Origin of the sequence: Veillonella sp. LMAG:90, from assembly GCF_008679445.1 — a bacterium.
GTDB lineage: Bacteria > Bacillota > Negativicutes > Veillonellales > Veillonellaceae > Veillonella_A.
Genome location: NZ_NAND01000001.1, coordinates 1,422,958 through 1,445,243 on the forward strand (window position 1 = coordinate 1,422,958; position 22,286 = coordinate 1,445,243).

Here is a 22,286-nt window from a genome sequence, read left to right on the forward strand (position 1 = left end):
TATAACCCACATTATTAATCAAAATAAGACCGCTCAGGCAATGGCCGAGCGGTCTTTTTGTTCTTGATTGAGTATAATTTTTGGCTTATAGGACAAAAAGTGTGTGTGGCTTTTTTAAATTAATCCCAATAAATTGGAAATTCCGTGGACATATGGAACTCATTCCAAACAATGGCATCCCCCCATTGCGGCAAGATATTATCCACACGGTTATTCCGCATTATCCTACGGTAAGTAGCAGCGATTGTTTTATCTGTAGGCATACATTTTAATATTTCAGCAACAGGAAGCGGTCTAGGTGAGTGCTCGTAACACCACCAATAGACCGCTTTTAATCGTCTTTCTAAGGATAACCCTCTGTGATCTCGTAACATCCCCCTAAGTTGCGCATTAACGCCTCCTTCCAGTCGATTGTTCGTTGTAGGTACGGTAATATCTACAAACGTCAGGTAGGTAAATAGAGTGTCATCTCTAATTAATCGTAAAAGTCCTGCCTCAGCTTTTAAGAGGCGTTCATGAGTAGCCCTTTTATTCCCATTTTCGTCGACTGTCATTTCCCGTAAGAAGTCATCAAATTCTTCTCTCCAAGCTAATAATCCATCAATCCAAGTATAAGCATCATCTATCGATTGAATCTTAAATAAACGCTTTGCCAGTTCATATAAAGCCTTGCCGGCTATTGTTTTTGGTGCAGAAGTTGTATACCTTCTTACTTGCGCAAAAACGTGAAATAAACAACGTTGATGGTTACTTGTCGGCCACCTCTTTGCCAAGGCCTTAGCAAATCCGGATCCGCCATCTGAGATAACAACACGCGGAGGAGCAATACGGTCCATTAATGCTTGCCAAGCTCTAGAGTTCTCATATCTACATACATACCAGCCTAACACATGGTCCTTACTACAACAAATAAGTACACAGAGCTTACGCGTTAAGTATATGCCGTCAAAGTAAAGCACATCATATACTTCCTCAATCTTTGGAGGGAGGCACCATATGGACCAAAATTTAGCGGTTTTACGTCTAAATGTACGCCCTCCTCCAGGCATATCCTGCTGCAACTGTTTACTAAATAACCATTTTAAAAACAGCTTTAGATCATTACTCTCGGTGTTAATTGTGTTAGTGAAAGCGACTTTACAGTGCTTACAAAACCATCGCTGAGAACCGGATTTCAATATACCGTGTTTTATACATTTTCGACCACAATCAGGGCAAACTACTTGTTTAATATTAATCATCCTCCTATTTATGTTTTTATTTAGGAAGATATAATACCATTTTAGTCAGTAGTTATGTGGGTTCACGCATGTTTTTACACACACTTTTTGTCCACCCTTTATCTTTGTCAAAAAAAGATAAAAGTGCTATAAACCCAGTATCTATCTAGGTTTACAGCACTTTTTACACACACTTTTTGTCCTATAACTCTAATTTTTAGACAGTTATTTTAAATAATCTGAATTAGATTAATTTCGGCAAAATAAATTCAATCCAAGGAATACCTACTACGATAAATACAACGAGGTAGATGATACCGAAGATGGCACCCAATTTCCAGAATTCAGGGCCTTTTACATAACCGCTGGCGAACCATACCGGGCTATGACCGGTACCGTATGGTGTTAAGATACCCATAATACCCATTGGTAAGAGTAAAATAATCATAATCTGACTGGCATCAGCACCCGGAATTTGAAGTGCCAAGGTAGCAAATAAGCCAACTATAGCAGTTACGTATGCTGTACCGGAAGCGAAGAAGTAACGAAGTACACAGAAGGCAAAAAGCATACCTAATGTCGCCATAGTTACATCGAGACCTACGAGGTAACTATGGCGGATTTTGCCAACCAGTCAAGGAAACCTACGTTTTTAAGACCCGCAGCCATTGGTACTAAGGTAGCAAACCAAGTCAATACGTTCCAAGCCGGCTTGTTAGCTAAGAAGTCATTCCAGGTGATGATTTTAAAGAGAACCATAAGAATAATAACTAGTAAAGCCGTTGTGGTTGGGTTTACACCAAAAGTAGAGGAACCAATCCAAAGCGTTAAGGCAATGAGGGAAATAACCGCCATGGCGATTTCAGAAGCACTCATGGCGCCTAATTTATGGAATTCTTCTTTGGCCCATTCGGCGATTTCAGGCGAACCTTTAACTTCCGGCGGGCAAAGGTAGTATGTCAAAATTGGGGTAATTAAGAACAAGATAATGCCTACCGGTGCAACTGCTAAGAACCAGCTTGTCCAGTTAACGGTAGCAACGCCGGATTTGGCAGCGAGTTCAACCGCCAATGGGTTTGGCGCCTGGCCGGTGAGGAATAAGGTACTGGACACACAAGTCGTTGCCAAGCTGATCCAACATAAATAGGAGCCGATACGGCGCGGGTTTTTATCCGGATAGCTGTCAAACATCGGGCAAATACTGGAAACGATAGGGTAGATAGTACCACCGCTACGGGCTGCATTACTTGGGATAAATGGTGCTAAGATAAGGTCGGTAATAGCAATGGCATACCCGAGACCCAAGGAGGATTTACCTAATTTTTGAACTAAGAATAAGGCGATTCGGCGACCGAGACCACTGTTTTGATAGCCGATACCAATCATGAAGGCGGCAAAGATTAACCATACGATGGCATTGGAGAAACCGCTGAGGCCCCTGCCTGACCGGCTGTGGTAGGCACAATTTTACGGGCTTTTTCTACAACCGGCATACCTACACGGAATAGAACGGCTAAGGTAATCGCAATCATACCGATAAAAGCAGGTGGCATCGGTTCGAGAATAAGACCCACAACTAAGGCTGCAAAAATACTTACAAAATCCATGCACCTGCGGATAGGTCTTCCGGCGCGCCAATCGCAAATACAATGAGTCCCACAATAATTGGGGCTAAGTACTTCCATAAGGCATTAAAACTCAACTTTGATATCATATTTTTTTATCTCCTTTCTGATGATACAAAAGTACTTTATATTATATAGAAATATAGGAAATAGTAAAGTGAATTATTGATTAAAATTACACATTATGAGAAATAGATATAAGTTACCATATATATTTTGCGACTTTGAAATTTTTTTGTAAAAAATGTGTTGACAGGTTTGTAAAGTTTGCGTATAATAGTCATTGTTCCGAACGCGCCGGAGTGGCGGAATGGCAGACGCACTTGACTCAAAATCAAGCGGGTAACACCGTGTGGGTTCAAGTCCCACCTCCGGCACCAAGCTAAAAGACGCTCAGTTGAGCGTCTTTTTTTGTTGCCTGTTTATGGCATCTTACTGGCTCTTTGTCAAATTTTGGGGTGCTAAAGAGTCTATGCACTTTGAGGAAGGACATGCGACATAACTGTTGCGTGTCCTTTTCTTGCATTGATGAATAAAATCCGGTTTCGGAAGTAGTGGAAGTTCCGTATCCCAAAAGAGCAACGTTTTAAAACTTTAATTTTGTTGTTGCAACCCTCGGTAAAGCCGTTTGAATATGGTAAGGTTAAGGCATTAATAATTTCGTCGCTCCAAGAGGAGAACGTTTTTAAGAGGGATTGAAATTCAGATAGTTCAGAGTCAAAAACTAATGAAAGCCATTCATTTATGGACCTTAGAATATCGCGCCTCCGTTTAAATTTCAACACTGTATGGAAGGTATATTTTAGCATATAGGCACGGTGTAATTTCGATGAATAGTGAAACATATCCATCAGTTTTGCATATTCATTGTCAGTTAAATCCTTAAAATGTTTAGTCAATATTCGCTTATTCGTTTTGAAGGTTCGGCTTGCATTAGTTAAGGTATTTTGCTCAGCTTTACGCACTCGCTCAAGGGCAAAGGTCACCAGCCGGATTAAGTGGAATCTGTCAGCAACAATATGAGCTTTAGGGAAGCATTGCTTCATGACGGAGCGGAATTGGAGGGACATGTCCATTGTGATGTATTTTACGTTGTCTCGTACGTGTCTTGGGAATTGCAAAAAGTACTGTATTAGCTTGACTGTATCTCGTTTAGGCAGAATATCCAGTATTTTATGGTCAGTAGGATCGGTAAGGATGACCTGGTATTTTTGGCCGGCTGCATTGCCTTTAAATTCATCAATAGATAATACCGCAGGTAATGTCTTGGGCCGGCTATAGTTAATTTCCTTAAAAATGCGAATAACTTGAGTTACGCTAATATGACAATGTTTAGCAACTGCTGTTAGAGATTTTACCTCTGACAATTCAGTAATGACCACTTCTCGTAGTCGGGGGGTAGTCCTAAGATAGCGCGTAGAGAACTCTGTTTTTTCATTAAACGTGCGTCCGCAAGTGCAGCTATACCGGCGTTGACGATAGATAAGGCGAATCGGCTTTTCATTGGTTGTAGTGTGGCGGATTGTACGATGTGTATAGCCTTTTATACGCGTTGTTTCCTTATGGCAATTAGGACAAACATGAGGTTTTACCGGCACCATCACATGTAATACATATTCTTCTGAAGTTTCTCTCATATTTTGGATATGTGAATCTTTTATTCCGAGCATTTTTCCTATATAATTAAGACTAGACATATTGAATAAACATCCTTTCGTTAATTGTTAGCACCTTTATTGTATCGGATTTTATTCAATATGTCTTTTTTTGTGCAAAAAAAGTAGGCGCCAAGAGGACACGCAACTAGCGTTTCTCTTTAGCGCCCCAAAATAAATTATAGAACCATCTTACTTATTATGGGCACCTATATTTGGATACATTCAATAGTAATTCTGTCAACTTACTCATAATTCGAGTAAACTGTTTTTATATTTTTGTTCAAAAATCGGTAAACTTAAATGCATTTTAATTATGATTTTTATTCGTGTTTTTGATTGACATATAAAAATTTGATTGAATTTGAATTTATTTGAGCGTTTTTAATGGCGTTTTAATCAGTAAAGTGCTAAAATACTATTATTAAAGTAGTATTTGCAAGAGAAAGGGGGCTTTGTGATGAAAGTAGGTTTTAACTACATCACAGAACCAAGCAGACGTCGTGTAGGATTGTCTGTTTTAATCGGTATTATAGTCGGCATTATCGGTGCCATTGCTAAGTGGGGTTGGGAAGTGCCGTTTCCACCGCGTAATCCTGATATTTTCTGGCCGGTTGACGCCATGTCTCGTGTAACACCGCCAAAAGTTGTGTTGGATATGTTACATATGCCTGATTTATCCTATACATTCTCCGGTGTTCAGTTACCGCTTGATGTATTTATTGTGCATGTTTTATTCTCCATTGTATTTGGTATTATGTATTGCGTAATCGCTGAATATTGGCCACGCATTAAAATGTGGCAAGGATGTGTGTTCGGTTTCTTTGTGTATTTATTTGCTCATGTAATCGTAATGCCGCTTATGGGCTTGGTACCGCCATTGGCAGAAATCCCATTTGATGAAAACTTGTCTGAATTATTCGGTCATCTTTGGTGGCTTTGGATTATGGAAGTGGCTCGCCGTGACTTACGAAATCGTATGACCGGTGAACTTGATCCTGAAAAGTATATTTAATTAATAAAACCTCTTTGTTTTAGGTGCTCGGTAATGTTGTTTACAACAGCATTTATGACCAAGCTAACTTTAAAACAAAGGGGTTTTTATTATATCGAAAAATATAGTAGGATATAGTATAATAATTATTGACAAAATTATATTTTTTCGATAAACTGAAACATGGTACTAGAGTTTTCAGTTCGGTTTTCATTAGTTTTATATAAGTTGAATTGAAAGCGTTTTTAGAATAAAAATGTTGGTAATGTGTAATGCTTATCAATTTTTTATATAGTGTTTACTTTAGAATCTGCAAAGTATGTCAGAACTGTGGTAAGTACGGTTATGTAGTGATTGTTATAGTGTAGTGATTATCCTTATAAACAGGGTAAGCAGTATAGTGTAATGATTGCTTATTTTTCTATTTTAGTGTGTGGAAGTGATTCATTATGTGTATGTGGAATTACAGTGTGAATGTTGATGGAGGAGGCGACAATGAAACAACGAATTCTTGATGCGGCTGTAGCCGAAATAGAGTTACATGGCTCGTCATTTCGTATGGATGACTTGGCTAAGCGCCTTAATATTAGTAAGCGTACTTTGTATGAAAATTTTCATTCCAAGAATGAAATCATTGAGCGTATTTTATTCGACAAGAGTCAGGACTTTTATAATTTGCATAAGCAGATTTTAGAAGATGACAACTTGGATACGGTTACTAAGCTCAAACGCTATTTTACGGTTAAATCTGATTTGTATGCGACAATCAGCGGCGATCATTATCGACTTATGTTTGCCTCGGTGCCATCGTTGGTAGACCAAGTAATGCGTACAGTTGAAAAAGATTGGGAGTTACTGGGGAACTTTTTAAAAGAACAACAACGATTAGGTGTTATTAAAGATGTGGATATTGATGTATTAATACTTATGTTTAAAGGTGTTTTACGCATAGTATTTTACGATAGTCTAGCTAACCCGGAAGATTGCAAAGAGCTTTTGTCAGAGGCTATGAACTTAATATTGCATGGTATTTTGAATGAGGAGGATAAGAATGAGTAAGTTTCGATTATTGGGTGGCATTGTAGCCGGGTTGGCGATGATGCTGGTGGTTGCCGGTTGCGGTAAGGAAGAAGCGCAACAACAGGCAGTTGCAGTCAACACATATAAAATTGTGGCCACCGATACACAGATTGCAACGTCCTTTAACGGTACCGTTACATCGCAGAATAGTACAGCCATTCATGCGCGTGTTTCCGGTCACGTTGTAGAGAAGTATGTTAATGGCGGCGAACAGGTTGTTAAAGGCCAGCCTTTATTCCGTTTGGATTCCCGTCAGTATGAAGCTAATTTAGCCAGTGCTCAGGCTAATGCAGCATCGTCCAATGCATCCTATTTAAATGCGGAACGCGATTTGCAGCGTTATCAGCAATTAGCTAATGAAGATGCCATTGCTCGTCAGACTTTGGATACCCAAGCCAGCACGACGGAACAGCAAAAAGCTGCTTTAGCGGCTAATGATGCAGCTGTTCGTATTGCTCAGGATAATTTGCAGGATACAGTTATTTATGCACCGTTTGACGGTACCTTAGAAATGGATGATGTCGATTTAGGTGCTTATGTAACTGCCGGCAGCACTACTTTAGTTACTATTAATACAGTAGATCCTGTATATGTAGAATTTGCCATGAGTGAAGCTGAATATCTTGACTTCATGAAGAATAAGCAAGGTCAGAATTTGGCTAATGTACCATTACAGCTTCGTTTATCTGACGGTTCTATTTATCAGTACACCGGTACGTTGGTGCAGGCCGCCAAAAACCTCGACAGCACATCCGGTCAGTTGATGTTTAAAGCGTCCTTCCCAAATCCACAGCATATGTTATTACCTAATATGTATGCGTCTGTTGTTTCTCCCGGGGATATTATTAAAGATGCTATCTTAGTTCCTACTAAAGCTATTACGTATGTACTCGATAAATCCTTCGTATTTACGGTTGATGAAAACGGTAAAGTTACTCAGACTCCGGTTGAAACAAGCGGTACTCAGGGTATTTATACAATTGTTAAGAGTGGTATAAAACCGGGGACAACGGTTGTTGTTGACGGCTTAACCAAGATTCGTAACGGTGTAACAGTTAACCCTACGGCGTTGACTAAAGACCAGATTGAAAAGACGAAATAAGGGGGGATACTGTGTCGAAATTTTTTATTAACCGACCTATCTTTGCCATCGTTTTGTCCTTGATTATTACGATTGTCGGCCTTGTGTCAATGTTAACCTTGCCGATTGCGCGTTATCCGGAGATAACACCGCCACAGGTTCATGTAACGACTAGTTACGTCGGGGCATCTGCAGACGTTGTAAGTGATACGGTAGCGTCCGTAATCGAATCCCAAATCGTAGGGGTTCAAGATATGGACTACATGACATCAACCAGTAGCAACAGCGGCAGTTACTCTTTGACAGTCCAATTTAATCAGGGTACCGATGCGGATATGGATACGGTAAATACTCAAAACCGTGTACAGCGTGCCTTAGCTTCCTTACCGTCGGAAGTACAAAGTGTCGGTGTTATTACAACTAAATCTACCGGCGATATGTCCTTGGTATTTGCGTTGAAATCTAATGATGCTGATTCATATGACCAGACATTCTTAAAAAACTATGCATCCAACTACATGATGGATGAAATTAAATCCATTAAAGGTGTTGGTAGTGTGCAGGAATTCGGCGCTGACTTTGCTATGCGCGTTTGGCTCGATCCAAGTAAAATGGCTCAGCATAATGTAACGATTGCTCAAGTAACCAGTGCTATTTCCGCACAGAATAGACAGGCGGCAGCCGGTTCTTTAGGTACCGATCCAACGCCTAGTACACAGCAAATTAATCGTAACATTTCCATTCAAGGCCGTTTAATTACGCCTCAGGAATTCGGTAATATCGTTATTAAAACAGATAGCAACGGTAATTTGCTGCGCTTAAAAGATGTGGCTACTATCCAACTTGGCTCTGAAGATTATGGTTTTAATGCCAAGAGTGATGACCGTCCAATGGCTGTGTTTACCGTATCTTTAACAAGTGATGCGAATGCGATTGAAACAATCGGTCAAGTAAAGCAAGTTCTGGAAAAACAAAAAGATAGTTTACCACCGGGCGTTGAATATACGGTTATCGTAGATAATACGAACTTCGTTATTGCGTCCATCGAAGAAGTAGTTCAGACCTTCGTAGAAGCGTTGATTTTGGTAGCTTTGATTGTATATATCTTCTTACAGTCCTGGCGCTCCACATTGATTCCGATGATTGCCGTACCGGTATCCTTGCTTGGTACCTTCGCGGCGTTTGAAGTATTAGGCTTTACCATCAATACGTTGACCTTGTTCGCGATGGTACTTGCTATAGGGCTTGTAGTCGATGACGCCATCGTTGTTATTGAAGCGGTTGAATACGAAATTAAAGTCAATGGTTTGACGCCTCATGACGCAACGATTGCAGCTATGAAAAACGTACAAGGTCCGGTTGTCGGTATCGCTTTCGTATTGGCGTCCGTATTCGTGCCGGTATCCTTCATGGGCGGTATGACAGGTATTCTTTACAAACAGTTCGCCTTGACCATTGCCGTATCTGTTGCCATTTCTGCGTTCGTAGCGTTAACCTTGACGCCGGCACTTTGTTCCATGATGTTAAAACCACATGTACCGCAGGAACATGAAAACTTGTTGCATCGTGGACTTAATAAATTTAACGATGCCTTGGAACGTTTCAGTGATTGGTACGGGTATCAGTTAGCTCGCTTGGCTAAACACTTATGGATTACTGTGGCTGCTTTATTGGCGTTTGCCTTGGTTTCCGCAGGTGTGTTCCGCGTATTGCCATCCGCTTTCGTACCACCGGAAGATAACGGTTATTACATGGTAGCCGTAAACTTGCCGGAAGGGGCTACTTTATCCCGTACGATTGCCGTGCTCGATAAAGTGCAGGGCTTCATGAGTGAAGATCCGGATATTGTCGATAAAGCAGGGATTGCCGGTTTCGATATTTTAGCTAGTGCTCAAAAATCAAGCGGCGGTTTGATGTTTGCTACCTTATCCGATTGGAGCCAACGTAAAGGGGCCGGACAGGATGTTAACAGCAAAATCGGTAAATTAATGGGCTATGCCGCTACCGTTCCGGAAGCGACTATTTTACCGTTGAATCCACCACCAATTCCGGGGTTAGGTAACTCCGGTGGTTTCTCCATGTATATTATCAATAAGGCAGGGGATTCCACAACTGAAATGGCAACCGTTGTTAATGACTTCTTAAGTGAAGCTCGTAAACAACCGGTATTTGGTTCTATCTACACGACCTTTACTGATAGCACACCAACTTATAATTTTGATATTAACCGTGATAAAGCGGCTCAAGATGGTGTGAGTGTGTCTGATATCTTTACGACCTTGCAAGGTTATTACGGTTCGATCCAGGTTAATGACTTTAACCAGTTCGGTAAGACTTATAAGGTTGTTATTCAAGCCAGCCAGGATTACCGTGTTTCACCGGAAAATAACAACAATATCTATGTAGCTAACAGTAGTGGTACTTTGTATCCGGTAGCTAACTATGTTAAAGCTGTATCCACAACATCGGCTTCGACGATCACTCGTTTTAACAACTATCCGGCTGTTAAAATCGGTGGTTCTGAAGCGGACGGTTACAGTTCCGGTGATGCCATTGCAGCTCTTGAAGAAGCAGCGAAAACGTTACCTCAGGGCTATGACTATGACTGGGCCGATCAAAGCCGTGAAGAAGTTAAAGCCGGTTCCCAGACGATTCTTATCTTAGGCATGGGGATTATCTTCGTATTCCTCGTATTGGCCGCCTTGTATGAATCGTGGAAAGTACCGTTTGCCGTATTGTTCTCCGTACCGTCCGGTATCGTAGGGGCAGCTTTAATTCCTTGGTTATTGAACTTAACCGGTGCTTATAGCTTAACCAACGATATTTATTTACAGATCGGGTTGTTGACCTTGGTCGGCTTAGCGGCGAAGAATGCAATCTTGATTATCGAATATGCTAAGATTCGTGTTGATGAGCGTGGCATGCGCTTTGTCGATGCGGCTATCGAAGCGGCGAAGATTCGTTTACGTCCTATCTTGATGACGTCCTTAGCGTTCATCTTAGGTTGTATTCCGCTCGCAATCTCCAGCGGCGCCGGTGCGGGTGCCCGTGTATCCATTGGTATTACCGTAGTAGCCGGTATGACATCTGCTACCTTATTCGGCATCTTCGTTATCCCGATGTTGTTCATCTTTATTGAAAACATCGGTGCCGGTAAGAATAAAAAACATTAATACGTCAGTCTAGGTACTTTAAAAACTTACAATAATGTAAGTTTTAAAGTGCATGACCTGTAAATTATTAAGCGAGTATGCTCTTTTGAGTGTACTCGCTTTTTACATATAATTCGATTGTTGCATATTATGTATAACTTAAATGAAAGAATACATGATATAATGATGGTAATTATAAAGTACATACGTGTACATGTAGGAGGCGATGCGTAGCTGGTGAGGTGTAACGGTGATGATTTATTATAATTATATATCTAAAAGTCACCGGGTTGTGTCTACGGTTATTGGGGGATAGCCGTCAGTAGGTTCGTTGTAGTAGTGAGGAGGTAAGTAAGTGAATATTATTATTTCGGTAATTGTCATTCTCTGGATTGGTACTTTAGTATTCAAACGATATAAAGCGCAAGCCGTTTTATTCATCGGTGGTATGGTACTATTAGCATTAGCCTATTTGATGGGTTACGGCACAATTCTTGGTGCTAAACAACAAACGGGTAACTTTATTTTTGATATTTATGAACTCATTCGCATTTTATTCAGTGAACGTGCTGCTAAATTAGGCCTTAATATCATGGCCGTAGCCGGTTTTGCCCGTTACATGGACCACATTGGTGCATCCCGTGCGTTAGTTACCTTGACAATTAAACCGCTTAAAAAATTAAAATCCCCGTATTTAGTACTCAGTGCTTGTTGGGTAGTAGGGATGATTATCGGTCTTGCTATTAACAGTGCCTCCGGTTTGGCCATGTTATTAATGGTTACTATGTATCCTGTATTAATTGCGTTAGGCGTAAGTAAGTTGTCCGCAACGGCTGCCATCGCAACGACTCTTTGTCTCGACTGGAGTCCAAGTGATACAGGGACTATCTTTGCCGCTGAACTGGCGGGCATCGATCCTGTAACATACTGGCATTCCTATCAGGTACCGGTAGCTCTTTGGGTATTCCCGGTAGTTGCAATACTTCATTATGTTGTACAAAAATACATGGATAAACGAGATGGTCATATTGTAGTGGCTCAGGACGCTGTAGTTCACGAAGAAAAAATGACCAATGAAGACTTAAAAGAAGTTAAAGCACCTTTATACTATGCGATTTTACCGATTATTCCGCTCGCTTTAATTTTATCCTTCTCCAGTCTCTGGATTTCTTGGATTAAGATGAACATTATCATGGCCATGTTAATCGGTACGACTGTGGGCATGATTTTCCAATATTTACGTACCTTTGAGGGTAAGTCTACGCTTGCTGATTTACAGGTTTACTTCGACGGCATGGGTCGCCAAATGGCAAACGTAGTCAGCCTTATCGTAGCCGGCGAACTCTTTGCCAAAGGCCTCATGGCTATCGGTACCATCGATGCCCTCATCAACTGGACTAAAACGTCCGGTTTCGGCGGTATCGGCATTACCCTCGTAATGGTATCCATCATCGGCATTTCCTCCATCGTTATGGGCTCGGGGAACGCTCCGTTCTTCGCCTTTGCTAACTTGGTGCCGTCCATTGCGGCGTCCACCGGCGTTTCGGCAGCCCTCATGATTTTACCGATGCATTTTATCGCCAGTGCGTTCCGTACCATTTCGCCGATTACGGCTGTAATCGTGGTAGCCGCCGGTATGGCCGGTATTTCACCGTTTGATTTGGTTAAACGTACTGCCATTCCGATGATTGGTGCCGGCTTTACGCTCGTTGTTGCGAACTTTGTAATGTTCTTATAATTTACAATGTTGAGCTAAAAGATTTGTAAATTATTTATATGTGTACTTTTAAATTTTAAAATTGTATTTCATATCTCCATCCGACATTGTGTCGGGTGGAGATATTTGTTTGTAAAAAGCATGCTATAATGCTCATTTACTCATACTGCAGAAGGGTAATTTATGGTATAATGAATAAGATAAATTAACTTCGTTAATTCTAATTTTTTTATGAGGTGATATACATGAGTGAAAATGTAATTTTAGTAACCGGCCATAAGAGCCCTGACACGGATTCCTTCTGTTCTGCATTAGGTTATGCTAATTTGAAAACCCAGATGGGTATGCCTGCCAAAGCAATTTGTGCCGGTAAAGCTAACAAGGAAACTTCCTTCGTGCTTGATTATTTCAAAGTAGAACATCCTGAAATCGTGACAAGTTTTGCCGTTCGCATTAAAGACGTTATGGAAAAAGTACCGGCTGTTGATGCTTCTGCAAGCTTGGAAGATATTTTGGCATGGCGCAACACTCATGACATGAACCGTGTACCGGTTGTAAAAGACGGTAAATTCGTAGGCGTAATTTTACCAAGTCGTTTGATTGATGCTTTAGCCGGTGCTTGGCTCGATAAGAAAACTGTAACTGCCGCCGACATCGTATCTAAAGCGGGTTGTCAGTTGGTTTCCCCTGAATTAAAATTAAAAGAATTCGACCGCGGTCATGCCGGTGCGTTCCCGGTAGTAGACGGTGACACTTACTTTGGTATGGTTCGCTCCAAAGTGGAAGCACCTAAAGAAAAACAAAAAGTTGTATTAATTGACCACAATGAAAAAGTACAGATTATCGACGACATCGAAGATGCCGAAATTATCGAAAACATCGACCATCATCGTATCGGTGGTTTAACAACGGAAAACCCTATTTTCATCCATTACGAACCGGTTGGCTGCTCTTGCACCATCGTGGCTAACTTCTACTGGCAGTACGGTCAGGAAATTCCTAAACACATTGCGGGCTTATTGTTATCCGCCATTATTTCTGATACAGTATTGTTCCGTTCGCCGACTTGCACACCAAAAGATGTGGAAACAGCTAAGAAATTGGCTGCTATCGCCGGTGTGGATTTGGAAGCGTACGGCCTTGAAATGTTGAAAGCCGGTGCCGATGTATCCGATTTCAGCGATGAACAAATCGTTCGTACAGATATGAAAGAATTCGGTGCTAACGGTCAGGTTATCAGCATTGGTCAGTTGACTACCATGAACGCTGAAGAAGTATTGACTCGTAAAGCTGCTTTGTTAAAAGCTTTGGAAGAATTGCGTGCATCTAACAAATATGCTGCATCTTACATCATGGTTACCGATATCTTGAAAGAAAGCACTAACTTATTATTCGCCGGCGATGCCGATGCTATCGTTAAAGCTGCTTTCGGTCAAGAACCTAAGGAACAGGAAGTATTCTTGGCTAATACTTTGTCCCGTAAAAAACAAATCGTTCCTCAAATCTTGGGAGCTATGAAATAATACGACTAAGTAGCTATATAAGTAAAACAAAAACGTTGCAAAGGGCAACGTTTTTGTTCATTCTGATTACACTGTGTAGAAAGGACTGTTATGAGTAGTATATTTGACGGCTTGAATAAAGAGCAACAAGAAGCAGTACGCACTACGGAAGGGCCACTGTTGATTGTAGCGGGCGCCGGATCCGGTAAGACGCGTGTACTGACGTATCGCATTGCTTATTTATTGTCACAGGGTGTAAATCCTTATGAAATTTTAGCCATTACCTTTACCAATAAAGCGGCTAAAGAAATGAAGAGCCGTGTGGAGGATTTGGTTGGTTCCATGGCGGATCGCATCTGGCTCAGCACTTTTCATTCCTTTTGTGCAAAATTTTTACGTTTTGAGCTGGATAACTTCCTCGGCTACAGCAAAAATTTTACGATTTATGATACAGGGGACTCACAAGCCGTTATTAAGGGGGCGTTGAAGAGCCTGAATCTGGATGATAAATACTTTCCGCCGGGAGCTATGCTTAGTGCTATTTCCGATGCCAAGAACCGACTCTTGATGGCCCACGAATTTCGCATGGAAGCTCGTGATTTTTACAGTCAAAAAGTGGCTGACGTATACGAATATTATGAGAAAGAACTCCGCAAGAATAATGCGCTCGACTTCGATGATTTGTTGATGGTAGCGGTTAAACTCTTGCAGAGCCGTGAAGATATTCTTCAGAAATACAGTAATCGCTTCCGTTATATCATGATTGACGAATATCAGGATACGAACCATGCTCAATATACGTTGGCTCATTTATTGGCCTCCAAATGGCAAAATATTTGTGTCGTAGGGGATGCGGACCAGAGTATTTACGCTTGGCGCGGTGCGGATATTCAGAATATTCTTGATTTTGAAAAAGACTATCCGGCTACTAAAACCATAAAACTGGAGCAGAACTATCGCTCCACGAAGACGATTTTGGAAGCGGCCAATGCGGTTATCGATAACAACGAAGGGCGTCCCGACAAAGTCCTTTGGACGGATAAAGATATGGGACCGAAAATTCGTCATTTCGAAGCTCAATCGGAACTGGAAGAAGCGGCTTTTATCAGCGAAACTATTGCCAAACAGCATGATATTCATGAAGTACCGTATGGTAATATGGCTATTTTATATCGTACCAATGCTCAGTCCCGTGCCCTTGAAGAAGGCCTCATCAAACGAGGCATTCCTTATGTAATGGTAGGGGGGACGAAGTTCTACGACCGTAAAGAAATAAAAGACGTGTTAGCCTATTTAAAGGTACTCTTTAATCCCTTTGACGATTTGAGCTTGATGCGTATTATTAACGTGCCAAAACGCAGTATCGGTGCTACGACGGTTGCTAAATTGCAAGATTATGCTCGTGAAACAGGCAATTCTTTATTCATGAGTTTGACCATGTTAAGCAATATTCCGACAATTAAGGGCAAAACGAAGGAAAAACTGGAGGAATTCGGAATTCTGATTTTTACTTTGGTTGCCATGATGGATAACCACAATGTATTGCAGATTTTGGAAGCTATTCTAGAAAAAACAGGTTATCTTAAAGAATTGGAAGACAGCACGGACCCTCAAGACGAAGCCCGCGTTGAAAATATCGGTGAATTGTTATCCGTAGCCAAAGTATTCTTAGATGAAAATCCAACAGGCACGGTGCAAGACTTCTTGGAACAGGTGGCGCTAGTCAATGATGTGGATACGTATGAACAAGCTGATTCTAAAGTAACCTTGATGACCCTTCATTCAGCCAAAGGCTTGGAATTTCCGATTGTCTTCTTAGCCGGTATGGAAGAAGGCTTATTCCCACATAGCCGTACCCTCATGAATCCGGAAGAGATTGAAGAAGAGCGTCGCCTTTGCTATGTAGGGATTACCCGTGCGGAAAAAGAACTGTATCTTTTAAATGCTACGACCCGTACCGTATTCGGCCGCACCAACGGCTATTTGCCATCGCGCTTCTTAAAAGAGATTCCGGAAGGCTTGATTGAAGAGTTACGACCAAAACGCAAAGTGCGTGAGGATGTACAGCGTCATGTACCGTCTCATTTATCCGTAATGTCTCGTCCCGTAACGAAGCCTACTTTGCGTAATCCTGTTGTGGAAAACTGGCAAGTCGGTGATACGGCGGTTCATTCCAAATGGGGGAATGGCAAGGTTATCGAACTTCAGGGATCCGGTTCCGGCTTGAAGTTAAAAATAGACTTCCCAACTCAAGGGGTTCGCTTAATTATGGCTCAATTTGCACCGGTTAAGCGTTTAGAAAAATAACCTGTTATATCATTGTTTTACAAAAGACGGTAGGAGAAAGACTATGCCAGCAATGAATGAATTAAGAGCAGCTGTAGCCAATGCGGCTACGGAAGAAGCAAAAGCCCATGCCCTGCAACAATTATTGGCTCATGCCGGATATTTGTATTATGTAAAAGATGCGCCGGAAATGGAAGATTATGAGTACGATAAACTCTATCGGGAATTACTCGATTTGGAAACGGCGCATCCCGAATTTATCACATCCTATTCACCGACACAGCGCGTAGGCGCCAAGATTGAAGGGGATTTTCCGAAAGTCGTACACGGACGACCAATGCTGAGTCTTGGTAATGTTTTCAGTGATGCTGAAGTGCGTACGTTTGCGGAACGAACCGAACGCGAGCTCGGTCATCGACCTGAATATGTCATTGAACTTAAAATCGACGGCCTCGCTTGTAATCTTCATTATGAAAACGGTGTTCTCGTAAGAGCCGTAACCCGCGGTGACGGCCGTGTCGGGGAAGATGTAACGAATAATGTGCGCACCATTCAATCGGTACCGCTTTGTATTGAAAATGCACCGCCGTATATTGAAATACGCGGTGAAGTATACATGCCTCATAAAGAATTCCAACGCATTAACGAAGAGCGTGAAGCGGCCGGTTTGCCGACGTTTGTAAATCCGCGCAATGCCGCCGCCGGTTCTTTGCGCCAGTTAGATCCGGCCATTACAGCCAGTCGTAACCTCGACTTCTTCGCCTATGCTGTAGGTTCTTCGGAAGGCTCCGATATTCACTCCCAGAGTGAACTATTAAAGCGTTTAGCGGAATATCATTTCCATGTAAATCCAAATTACAAAGTGTGCCAAACCATTGATGAAGTAATTGAACGTATTGCTTATTGGGATACGGCTCGTCATGAATTGGCCTATGATACGGACGGTATGGTAATTAAAGTGAATTCCTTTGAAGACCAGGAACAATTGGGGGCTACCGTTAAAGATCCCCGGTGGGCTACGGCTTTTAAATATCCGCCGGAAGAAGTAGAAACCATCGTCAAAGATATTACTATCAATATTGGCCGTACCGGCGTTTTGACACCAACCGCGGAATTGGAGCCGGTCTTTGTATCAGGCACCAATGTAGCGCGCGCCACCCTTCATAACGAAGATTTTATTAAAGACAAAGACATTCGCATCGGTGACCATGTGATGATTCATAAAGCGGCGGAAATTATTCCGGAAGTCATTAAATCCTTACCGGAAAAACGCACCGGTGAAGAGCGTGAATTTAGCATGCCGACCAACTGTCCGATTTGTGATTTTCCGACCGTGCGCCAACCCGGTGAAGTCGCGGTTCGTTGCAGTAATCCGCATTGTCCGGCTGTGGAAAAAGAAAAAATCATTCACTTTGCCTCCCGTGATGCCATGAATATTGACGGCTTGGGGCCGAGCATTGTGGAAAGCCTCATTGCCTATAAGTTAATTGCTACGGTAGCCGATTTGTACAAATTAACGGAAGAACAGCTGGTTACGATGGAGCGCATGGGTAAGAAATCGGCGCAGAACCTCTTAAAAGCCATTGAAGAATCTAAAACCCGTGGTCTCGGTCGACTGCTCTTTGCTTTGGGGATTCGCTTAATCGGTGCTAAAGCAGGCCGAACTATTGCGGAACATTTTCCCACTATGGAGGCTTTACAGGCTGCTACCGCTGAAACTTTAACGGCGGTCAGTGAAATCGGGCCGACCATGGCGGACAGCTTGGTGGCTTATTTTAAAGAGCCGTATAATTTGGAACTCATTGCAGCCCTTCGCGAAGTGGGCGTTGTTATGGCAGAAGAACAGGTGGAACCGAGCGGCACCGAACTGGAAGGGGAAACCATTGTTTTAACGGGAACACTTGAAAGTATGGGGCGTAAAGAAGCAGGTGAACTCTTGGCGGCTCACGGCGCTAAGATAACAGGCTCCGTAAGTAAGAAGACAACTATCGTTATCGCCGGTGCCGAAGCAGGCAGTAAGCTCACTAAAGCGGAATCTTTGGGTATTCGCGTCATGGATGAAACGGAGTTTTTAGAATTAATCAAGGACTGGCAATAAATTCGGCCTTTTGGAATCAAACAAAGATGGGCAATAGATGCGGCCTTTTGAAATACATCACAAATTGACCCTACGATTTTTAAAATAGGCAATATATCAGCTTATTTTGTATTGTCATAGTCAATTTGATATAATAATAAAATGGAAAGGATGTGTACGCATGAAAATTGATCGGGAAGAAATAAAAAAGATTGCTTTATTATCTCGTTTAGATATTAGCGAAGAAAATATGGGCACTGTAGAAAAAGCGTTAAATGACGTATTATCTTATGTTGCTGAATTGGAAGAATTGGACCTTGAAGGGGTAGAACCTATGGCCCATGCAGTTCCTTTACACAATGTATTCCGTAAGGACGAAGTGATTCCTTCGTTGCCACATGATTTGGCAATGCAGAATGCACCTGAAGAAGAAGACGGTTACTTCAAAGTGCCGCGCGTTATACAGGAATAGGAGGAAGCACTGTGACCATTCATGAATTACATCAGAAATTAGTGGCCAAAGAATTGTCGGCCGTTGAATTAACGAATGCCGTAATTGCCCATAAAGCAAAAACAGAACCGACAGTACATGCGTATTTAGCGGATTCTCACGAACAAGCTTTAGCGGTAGCAGCTAAAGTTGATGAAAAAATTGCAGCCGGTGAAGCCATTTCGCCGTTAGCCGGTATTCCGGGGGCTGTAAAAGACAATATTTGTATTAAAGACCAACAGGCTACTTGTGCGTCTCGTATGTTGGAAAACTTCGTACCGCCATACAATGCGTCTGTTGTTGAAAAGTTAACCGGTGAAGACTATGTAAGCCTTGGTAAACTTAACATGGACGAATTCGCCATGGGTAGTTCTTCCGAAAGCTCCGCATTTGCTAAAACTACGAACCCTTGGAACGCCGAGTATGTACCGGGTGGTTCTTCCGGCGGGGCGGCTGCTTCCGTAGCAGCGGGCAGTGCTGTGTGGGCTTTGGGTTCCGATACGGGCGGATCTGTTCGTCAGCCGGCGTCCTATTGCGGCGTAGTTGGTTTAAAACCAACTTACGGCAATGTGTCTCGTTACGGCCTTATTGCGTATGCTTCATCGCTTGACCAAATCGGCCCTGTGACCCGTGACGTAACTGATGCGGCTATCGTGCTTAACGCTATCAGTGGCCACGACCATCGTGATTCCACGTCTATTCCGGGCGAACGTCCTGATTACACGAAAGCCTTGGTAAATGACGTAAAAGGCCTTAAAATCGGTATGCCAAAAGAATATTTCGGCGAAGGTCTCAACAGTGAAGTCCGTGAAGCGCTTGAAAAAGCCGCTAAAGTATACGAAGGTTTGGGTGCTGAAATCGTAGAAGTAAGCTTGCCGACTTCTAAATATGCTTTATCCGCTTATTATATTATCGCTTTGGCGGAAGCCAGCTCCAACTTGGCTCGTTACGACGGCGTAAGCTATGGTTTGCGTGTACCGGCTGATAACTTGGTTGAAATGTCCACGAAGACTCGCTCCCAAGGTTTTGGTGCCGAAGTACAGCGTCGTATCTTGCTCGGTACCTATGTATTGAGTTCCGGCTATTATGATGCTTATTATTTGAAAGCCTTGAAAGCTCGTCGTTTGATTAAAAACGAATTTGATGCGGCTTTTGAAAAAGTAGACGTATTGTTAACACCGACTGCACCAAATACAGCGTTCAAGTTCGGTGAAAAAATTAACGATCCGTTATCCATGTATTTAGAAGATATTTGTACCACCCCTGTTAACTTGGCCGGTATTCCGGGCATTTCCATCCCGGCAGGTTTTGCATCCAATGGTATGCCAATCGGTATGCAGTTGTTGGCACCGGCTATGGGTGAAGAAGTCTTATTCCGTACGGCTTATACATTCGAACAGGCTTGTCCGGAATGCAATAAAATCGCATCCATTGGGGAGGTAACACTATGAAATACGAAACAGTCGTAGGGCTGGAAGTCCATACGGAGTTAAAGACTAAATCTAAAATCTTTTGCGGTTGCACTACTGAATTCGGCGGCGACCAAAATACGCATGTTTGCCCTGTATGTTTAGGTTTACCGGGCGTTATGCCGGTACTTAACCAAAAAGTGGTTGAATATGCTATTCGCGTCGGCTTAGCTTTGAACTGTGAAATTTTACAATTCAATAAATTCGACCGTAAAAACTACTACTATCCGGATTTGCCAAAAAACTGGCAGACATCCCAATATGACTTGCCAATCTGCTTGAATGGTCATATTGATATCGAAGTGGGCGGCAAAACTCGTCGTATCCGCATTACGCGTATTCATATGGAAGAAGATGCCGGTAAATTGGTTCACAGCGGCAATACCATCAGCACATCCGATTCCTCCAACGTTGACTACAACCGTACCGGTGTACCATTGTTGGAAATCGTATCGGAACCTGATCTTCGCTCCGGTGAAGAAGCTCGTGCCTATGTTGAAAAAATCCGTTCCATCATCAAATATTTGGACGTGTCCGACGTTCGTATGGAAGAAGGCAGCTTGCGTTGCGACGCCAATATTTCCGTACGCTTGATGGGCGACGAAAAATTAGGTACTAAAACTGAAATTAAGAATATGAACTCCTTAACTGCATTGCAGAAAGGTGTTGAATATGAAGCCATTCGTCAGGCGGAAACGTTGGAAGACGGCGGCACTATCGTTCAGGAAACCCGTACTTGGGACGACAGCAAGGGCATGACATTGTCCATGCGTAAGAAAGAAGCGGAAAACGACTACCGTTATTTCCCTGAACCTGACTTGGTACCAATCGTGATTACGGATGAACAGATTGAAGCGGCTCGCCAATCCTTACCGGAATTACCGGATGCAAAAATGGCTCGTTTCCAAGCCGATTACGGTTTATCCGAAGAAGATAGTGCGATTTTGACAACTATGCGTGAAACCGCCGATTACCTTGATGAAGCTGTTAAAGCCGGTGCTGATGCTAAAACAGCAGCTAACTGGATGCTAGGTGATTTGTCCAAAATGGTGAACGAAGCCAATATTACCTTTGCCGATGCGAAAGTTAAACCGGCTCAATTGGCCGCTATGATTGAACTCATCAACAAAGGCACTATTTCCGGTAAAATTGCGAAAAAAGTTATCGTTTCCATGTGGGAAACCGGTAAAGATCCGCAAGCTATCGTTGAAGAACAAGGTCTTGTTCAGATTACCGATACCGGCGCTATTGAAGAAATCGTAAAACAAGTTATTGCCGATAATCCTAAGTCTGTAGAAGACTTCAAGAGCGGTAAAGGCAAAGCTATCGGTTTCTTGGTTGGTCAGGTTATGAAACTCAGCAAGGGCCGCGCTAATCCGGGCGTTGTTAACGAATTATTGCAGAAACATTTGAACGCATAAATTTAAAAGTTTTCAGCTTATATAATATAGAATTATGGTTATACATAATTCCATATGAGTAAGCGTAAGACCTATTAATTCCGATTCTTTGATTTAAAACACAGGAGATTGCTATGGAAGATAAACAATCTTATGATTCTAAACAGACGAGTGTGTTATCGGAAGAAGAACGTCGTGCGTTTGACGGCGTGACCATAGATGAAACCGGGCGTGAGCAATCTGAAGAGGATATTCGTCGTGAAAACCGTGCCAAGACTCATGAAATGTCTGATGGCACCGGTTTTAATGATTATTTTCAGCAGACAATTCCGGGCGTAAAAGTATTTACCTTCAGCTCTGTGGGCTGGAAGGGTAAATTAATCATGGCAGCTCTCGTAGTTGTTCTTTTTAGTGTGTTAACTTTCTTTGGTGGTTTATTTTTAATTGGATTTATTGTGTTGGGACTAGGCGTCGGTATATGGGCGCTCTTACGAAAGCTTTTTTAATGGTATAAAGACTTCTTCATTCCAGTTCGCTA

The 22,286-nt window shown here is 42.3% G+C and carries 14 protein-coding genes, 1 tRNA gene and 1 pseudogene; 13 read left to right on the plus strand and 3 right to left on the minus strand.

Annotated elements, in window-relative coordinates; all coding sequences use genetic code 11:
• Window positions 1-119: 119 nt before the first annotated feature.
• Window positions 120-1,232: an IS1249 family transposase gene (locus tag CCC71_RS06245; RefSeq protein WP_296333622.1), complete on the minus strand. Its 1,113-nt coding sequence runs from the start codon at window positions 1,230-1,232 to the stop codon at window positions 120-122.
• A 232-nt stretch (window positions 1,233-1,464) separates the two neighbouring features.
• A pseudogene (locus tag CCC71_RS10875) lies at window positions 1,465-2,934 on the minus strand (DASS family sodium-coupled anion symporter).
• Window positions 2,935-3,141: 207 nt separating this feature from the next.
• Here CCC71_RS10875 and CCC71_RS06265 point away from each other — a divergent pair.
• Window positions 3,142-3,225 (plus strand) — tRNA-Leu (locus CCC71_RS06265).
• 90 nt (window positions 3,226-3,315) lie between these two features.
• Here CCC71_RS06265 and CCC71_RS06270 read toward each other — a convergent pair.
• Window positions 3,316-4,482, minus strand: coding sequence for an ISL3 family transposase (locus CCC71_RS06270; RefSeq protein ID WP_296333285.1), 1,167 nt, complete (start codon window positions 4,480-4,482; stop codon window positions 3,316-3,318).
• 478 nt (window positions 4,483-4,960) lie between these two features.
• Here CCC71_RS06270 and CCC71_RS06275 point away from each other — a divergent pair, with 478 nt between their 5' ends.
• The 12 genes from CCC71_RS06275 to CCC71_RS06330 all read left to right on the plus strand — a co-directional run bounded on the left by CCC71_RS06275 (window position 4,961) and on the right by CCC71_RS06330 (window position 22,254).
• A complete protein-coding gene (locus CCC71_RS06275; protein ID WP_021842105.1) occupies window positions 4,961-5,515 on the plus strand; it encodes a YagU family protein in 555 nt (184 codons plus the stop codon).
• 474 nt (window positions 5,516-5,989) lie between these two features.
• A complete protein-coding gene (locus CCC71_RS06280; protein ID WP_226974036.1) occupies window positions 5,990-6,553 on the plus strand; it encodes a TetR/AcrR family transcriptional regulator in 564 nt (187 codons plus the stop codon).
• Window positions 6,546-7,676 (plus strand): efflux RND transporter periplasmic adaptor subunit, encoded by a 1,131-nt coding sequence (locus CCC71_RS06285; RefSeq protein ID WP_156705439.1) that lies wholly within the window; start codon window positions 6,546-6,548, stop codon window positions 7,674-7,676. The genes CCC71_RS06280 and CCC71_RS06285 overlap by 8 nt, the downstream gene beginning before the upstream one ends.
• 11 nt (window positions 7,677-7,687) lie before the next feature.
• Entirely contained in the window at window positions 7,688-10,828 is a 3,141-nt protein-coding gene (locus CCC71_RS06290; protein WP_296333289.1) for an efflux RND transporter permease subunit, read from the plus strand.
• A 334-nt stretch (window positions 10,829-11,162) separates the two neighbouring features.
• Window positions 11,163-12,545 (plus strand): C4-dicarboxylate transporter DcuC, encoded by a 1,383-nt coding sequence (gene dcuC, locus CCC71_RS06295; protein WP_156705443.1) that lies wholly within the window; start codon window positions 11,163-11,165, stop codon window positions 12,543-12,545.
• A gap of 224 nt (window positions 12,546-12,769) precedes the next feature.
• Entirely contained in the window at window positions 12,770-14,047 is a 1,278-nt protein-coding gene (locus CCC71_RS06300) for a manganese-dependent inorganic pyrophosphatase (protein WP_021842109.1), read from the plus strand.
• A 90-nt stretch (window positions 14,048-14,137) separates the two neighbouring features.
• Window positions 14,138-16,333, plus strand: coding sequence for a DNA helicase PcrA (gene pcrA / locus CCC71_RS06305; RefSeq protein WP_156705733.1), 2,196 nt, complete (start codon window positions 14,138-14,140; stop codon window positions 16,331-16,333).
• 52 nt (window positions 16,334-16,385) lie between these two features.
• Window positions 16,386-18,410 (plus strand): NAD-dependent DNA ligase LigA, encoded by a 2,025-nt coding sequence (ligA, locus tag CCC71_RS06310; protein ID WP_296333624.1) that lies wholly within the window; start codon window positions 16,386-16,388, stop codon window positions 18,408-18,410.
• A gap of 160 nt (window positions 18,411-18,570) precedes the next feature.
• Entirely contained in the window at window positions 18,571-18,861 is a 291-nt protein-coding gene (gene gatC / locus CCC71_RS06315) for an Asp-tRNA(Asn)/Glu-tRNA(Gln) amidotransferase subunit GatC (protein WP_021842112.1), read from the plus strand.
• Between the two features lie 11 nt (window positions 18,862-18,872).
• The gene (gene gatA, locus CCC71_RS06320; RefSeq protein WP_156705731.1) at window positions 18,873-20,330 is read left to right on the plus strand and encodes an Asp-tRNA(Asn)/Glu-tRNA(Gln) amidotransferase subunit GatA; all 1,458 of its coding nucleotides are present in this window, start codon (window positions 18,873-18,875) and stop codon (window positions 20,328-20,330) included.
• Window positions 20,327-21,769 (plus strand): Asp-tRNA(Asn)/Glu-tRNA(Gln) amidotransferase subunit GatB, encoded by a 1,443-nt coding sequence (gatB, locus tag CCC71_RS06325; protein ID WP_021842114.1) that lies wholly within the window; start codon window positions 20,327-20,329, stop codon window positions 21,767-21,769. The genes gatA and gatB overlap by 4 nt, the downstream gene beginning before the upstream one ends.
• A gap of 113 nt (window positions 21,770-21,882) precedes the next feature.
• On the plus strand, window positions 21,883-22,254 hold the full coding sequence (locus CCC71_RS06330; protein WP_021842115.1) for a Bax inhibitor 1 family protein: 372 nt from the start codon (window positions 21,883-21,885) through the stop codon (window positions 22,252-22,254).
• The last annotated feature ends 32 nt before the right edge of the window (window positions 22,255-22,286 follow it).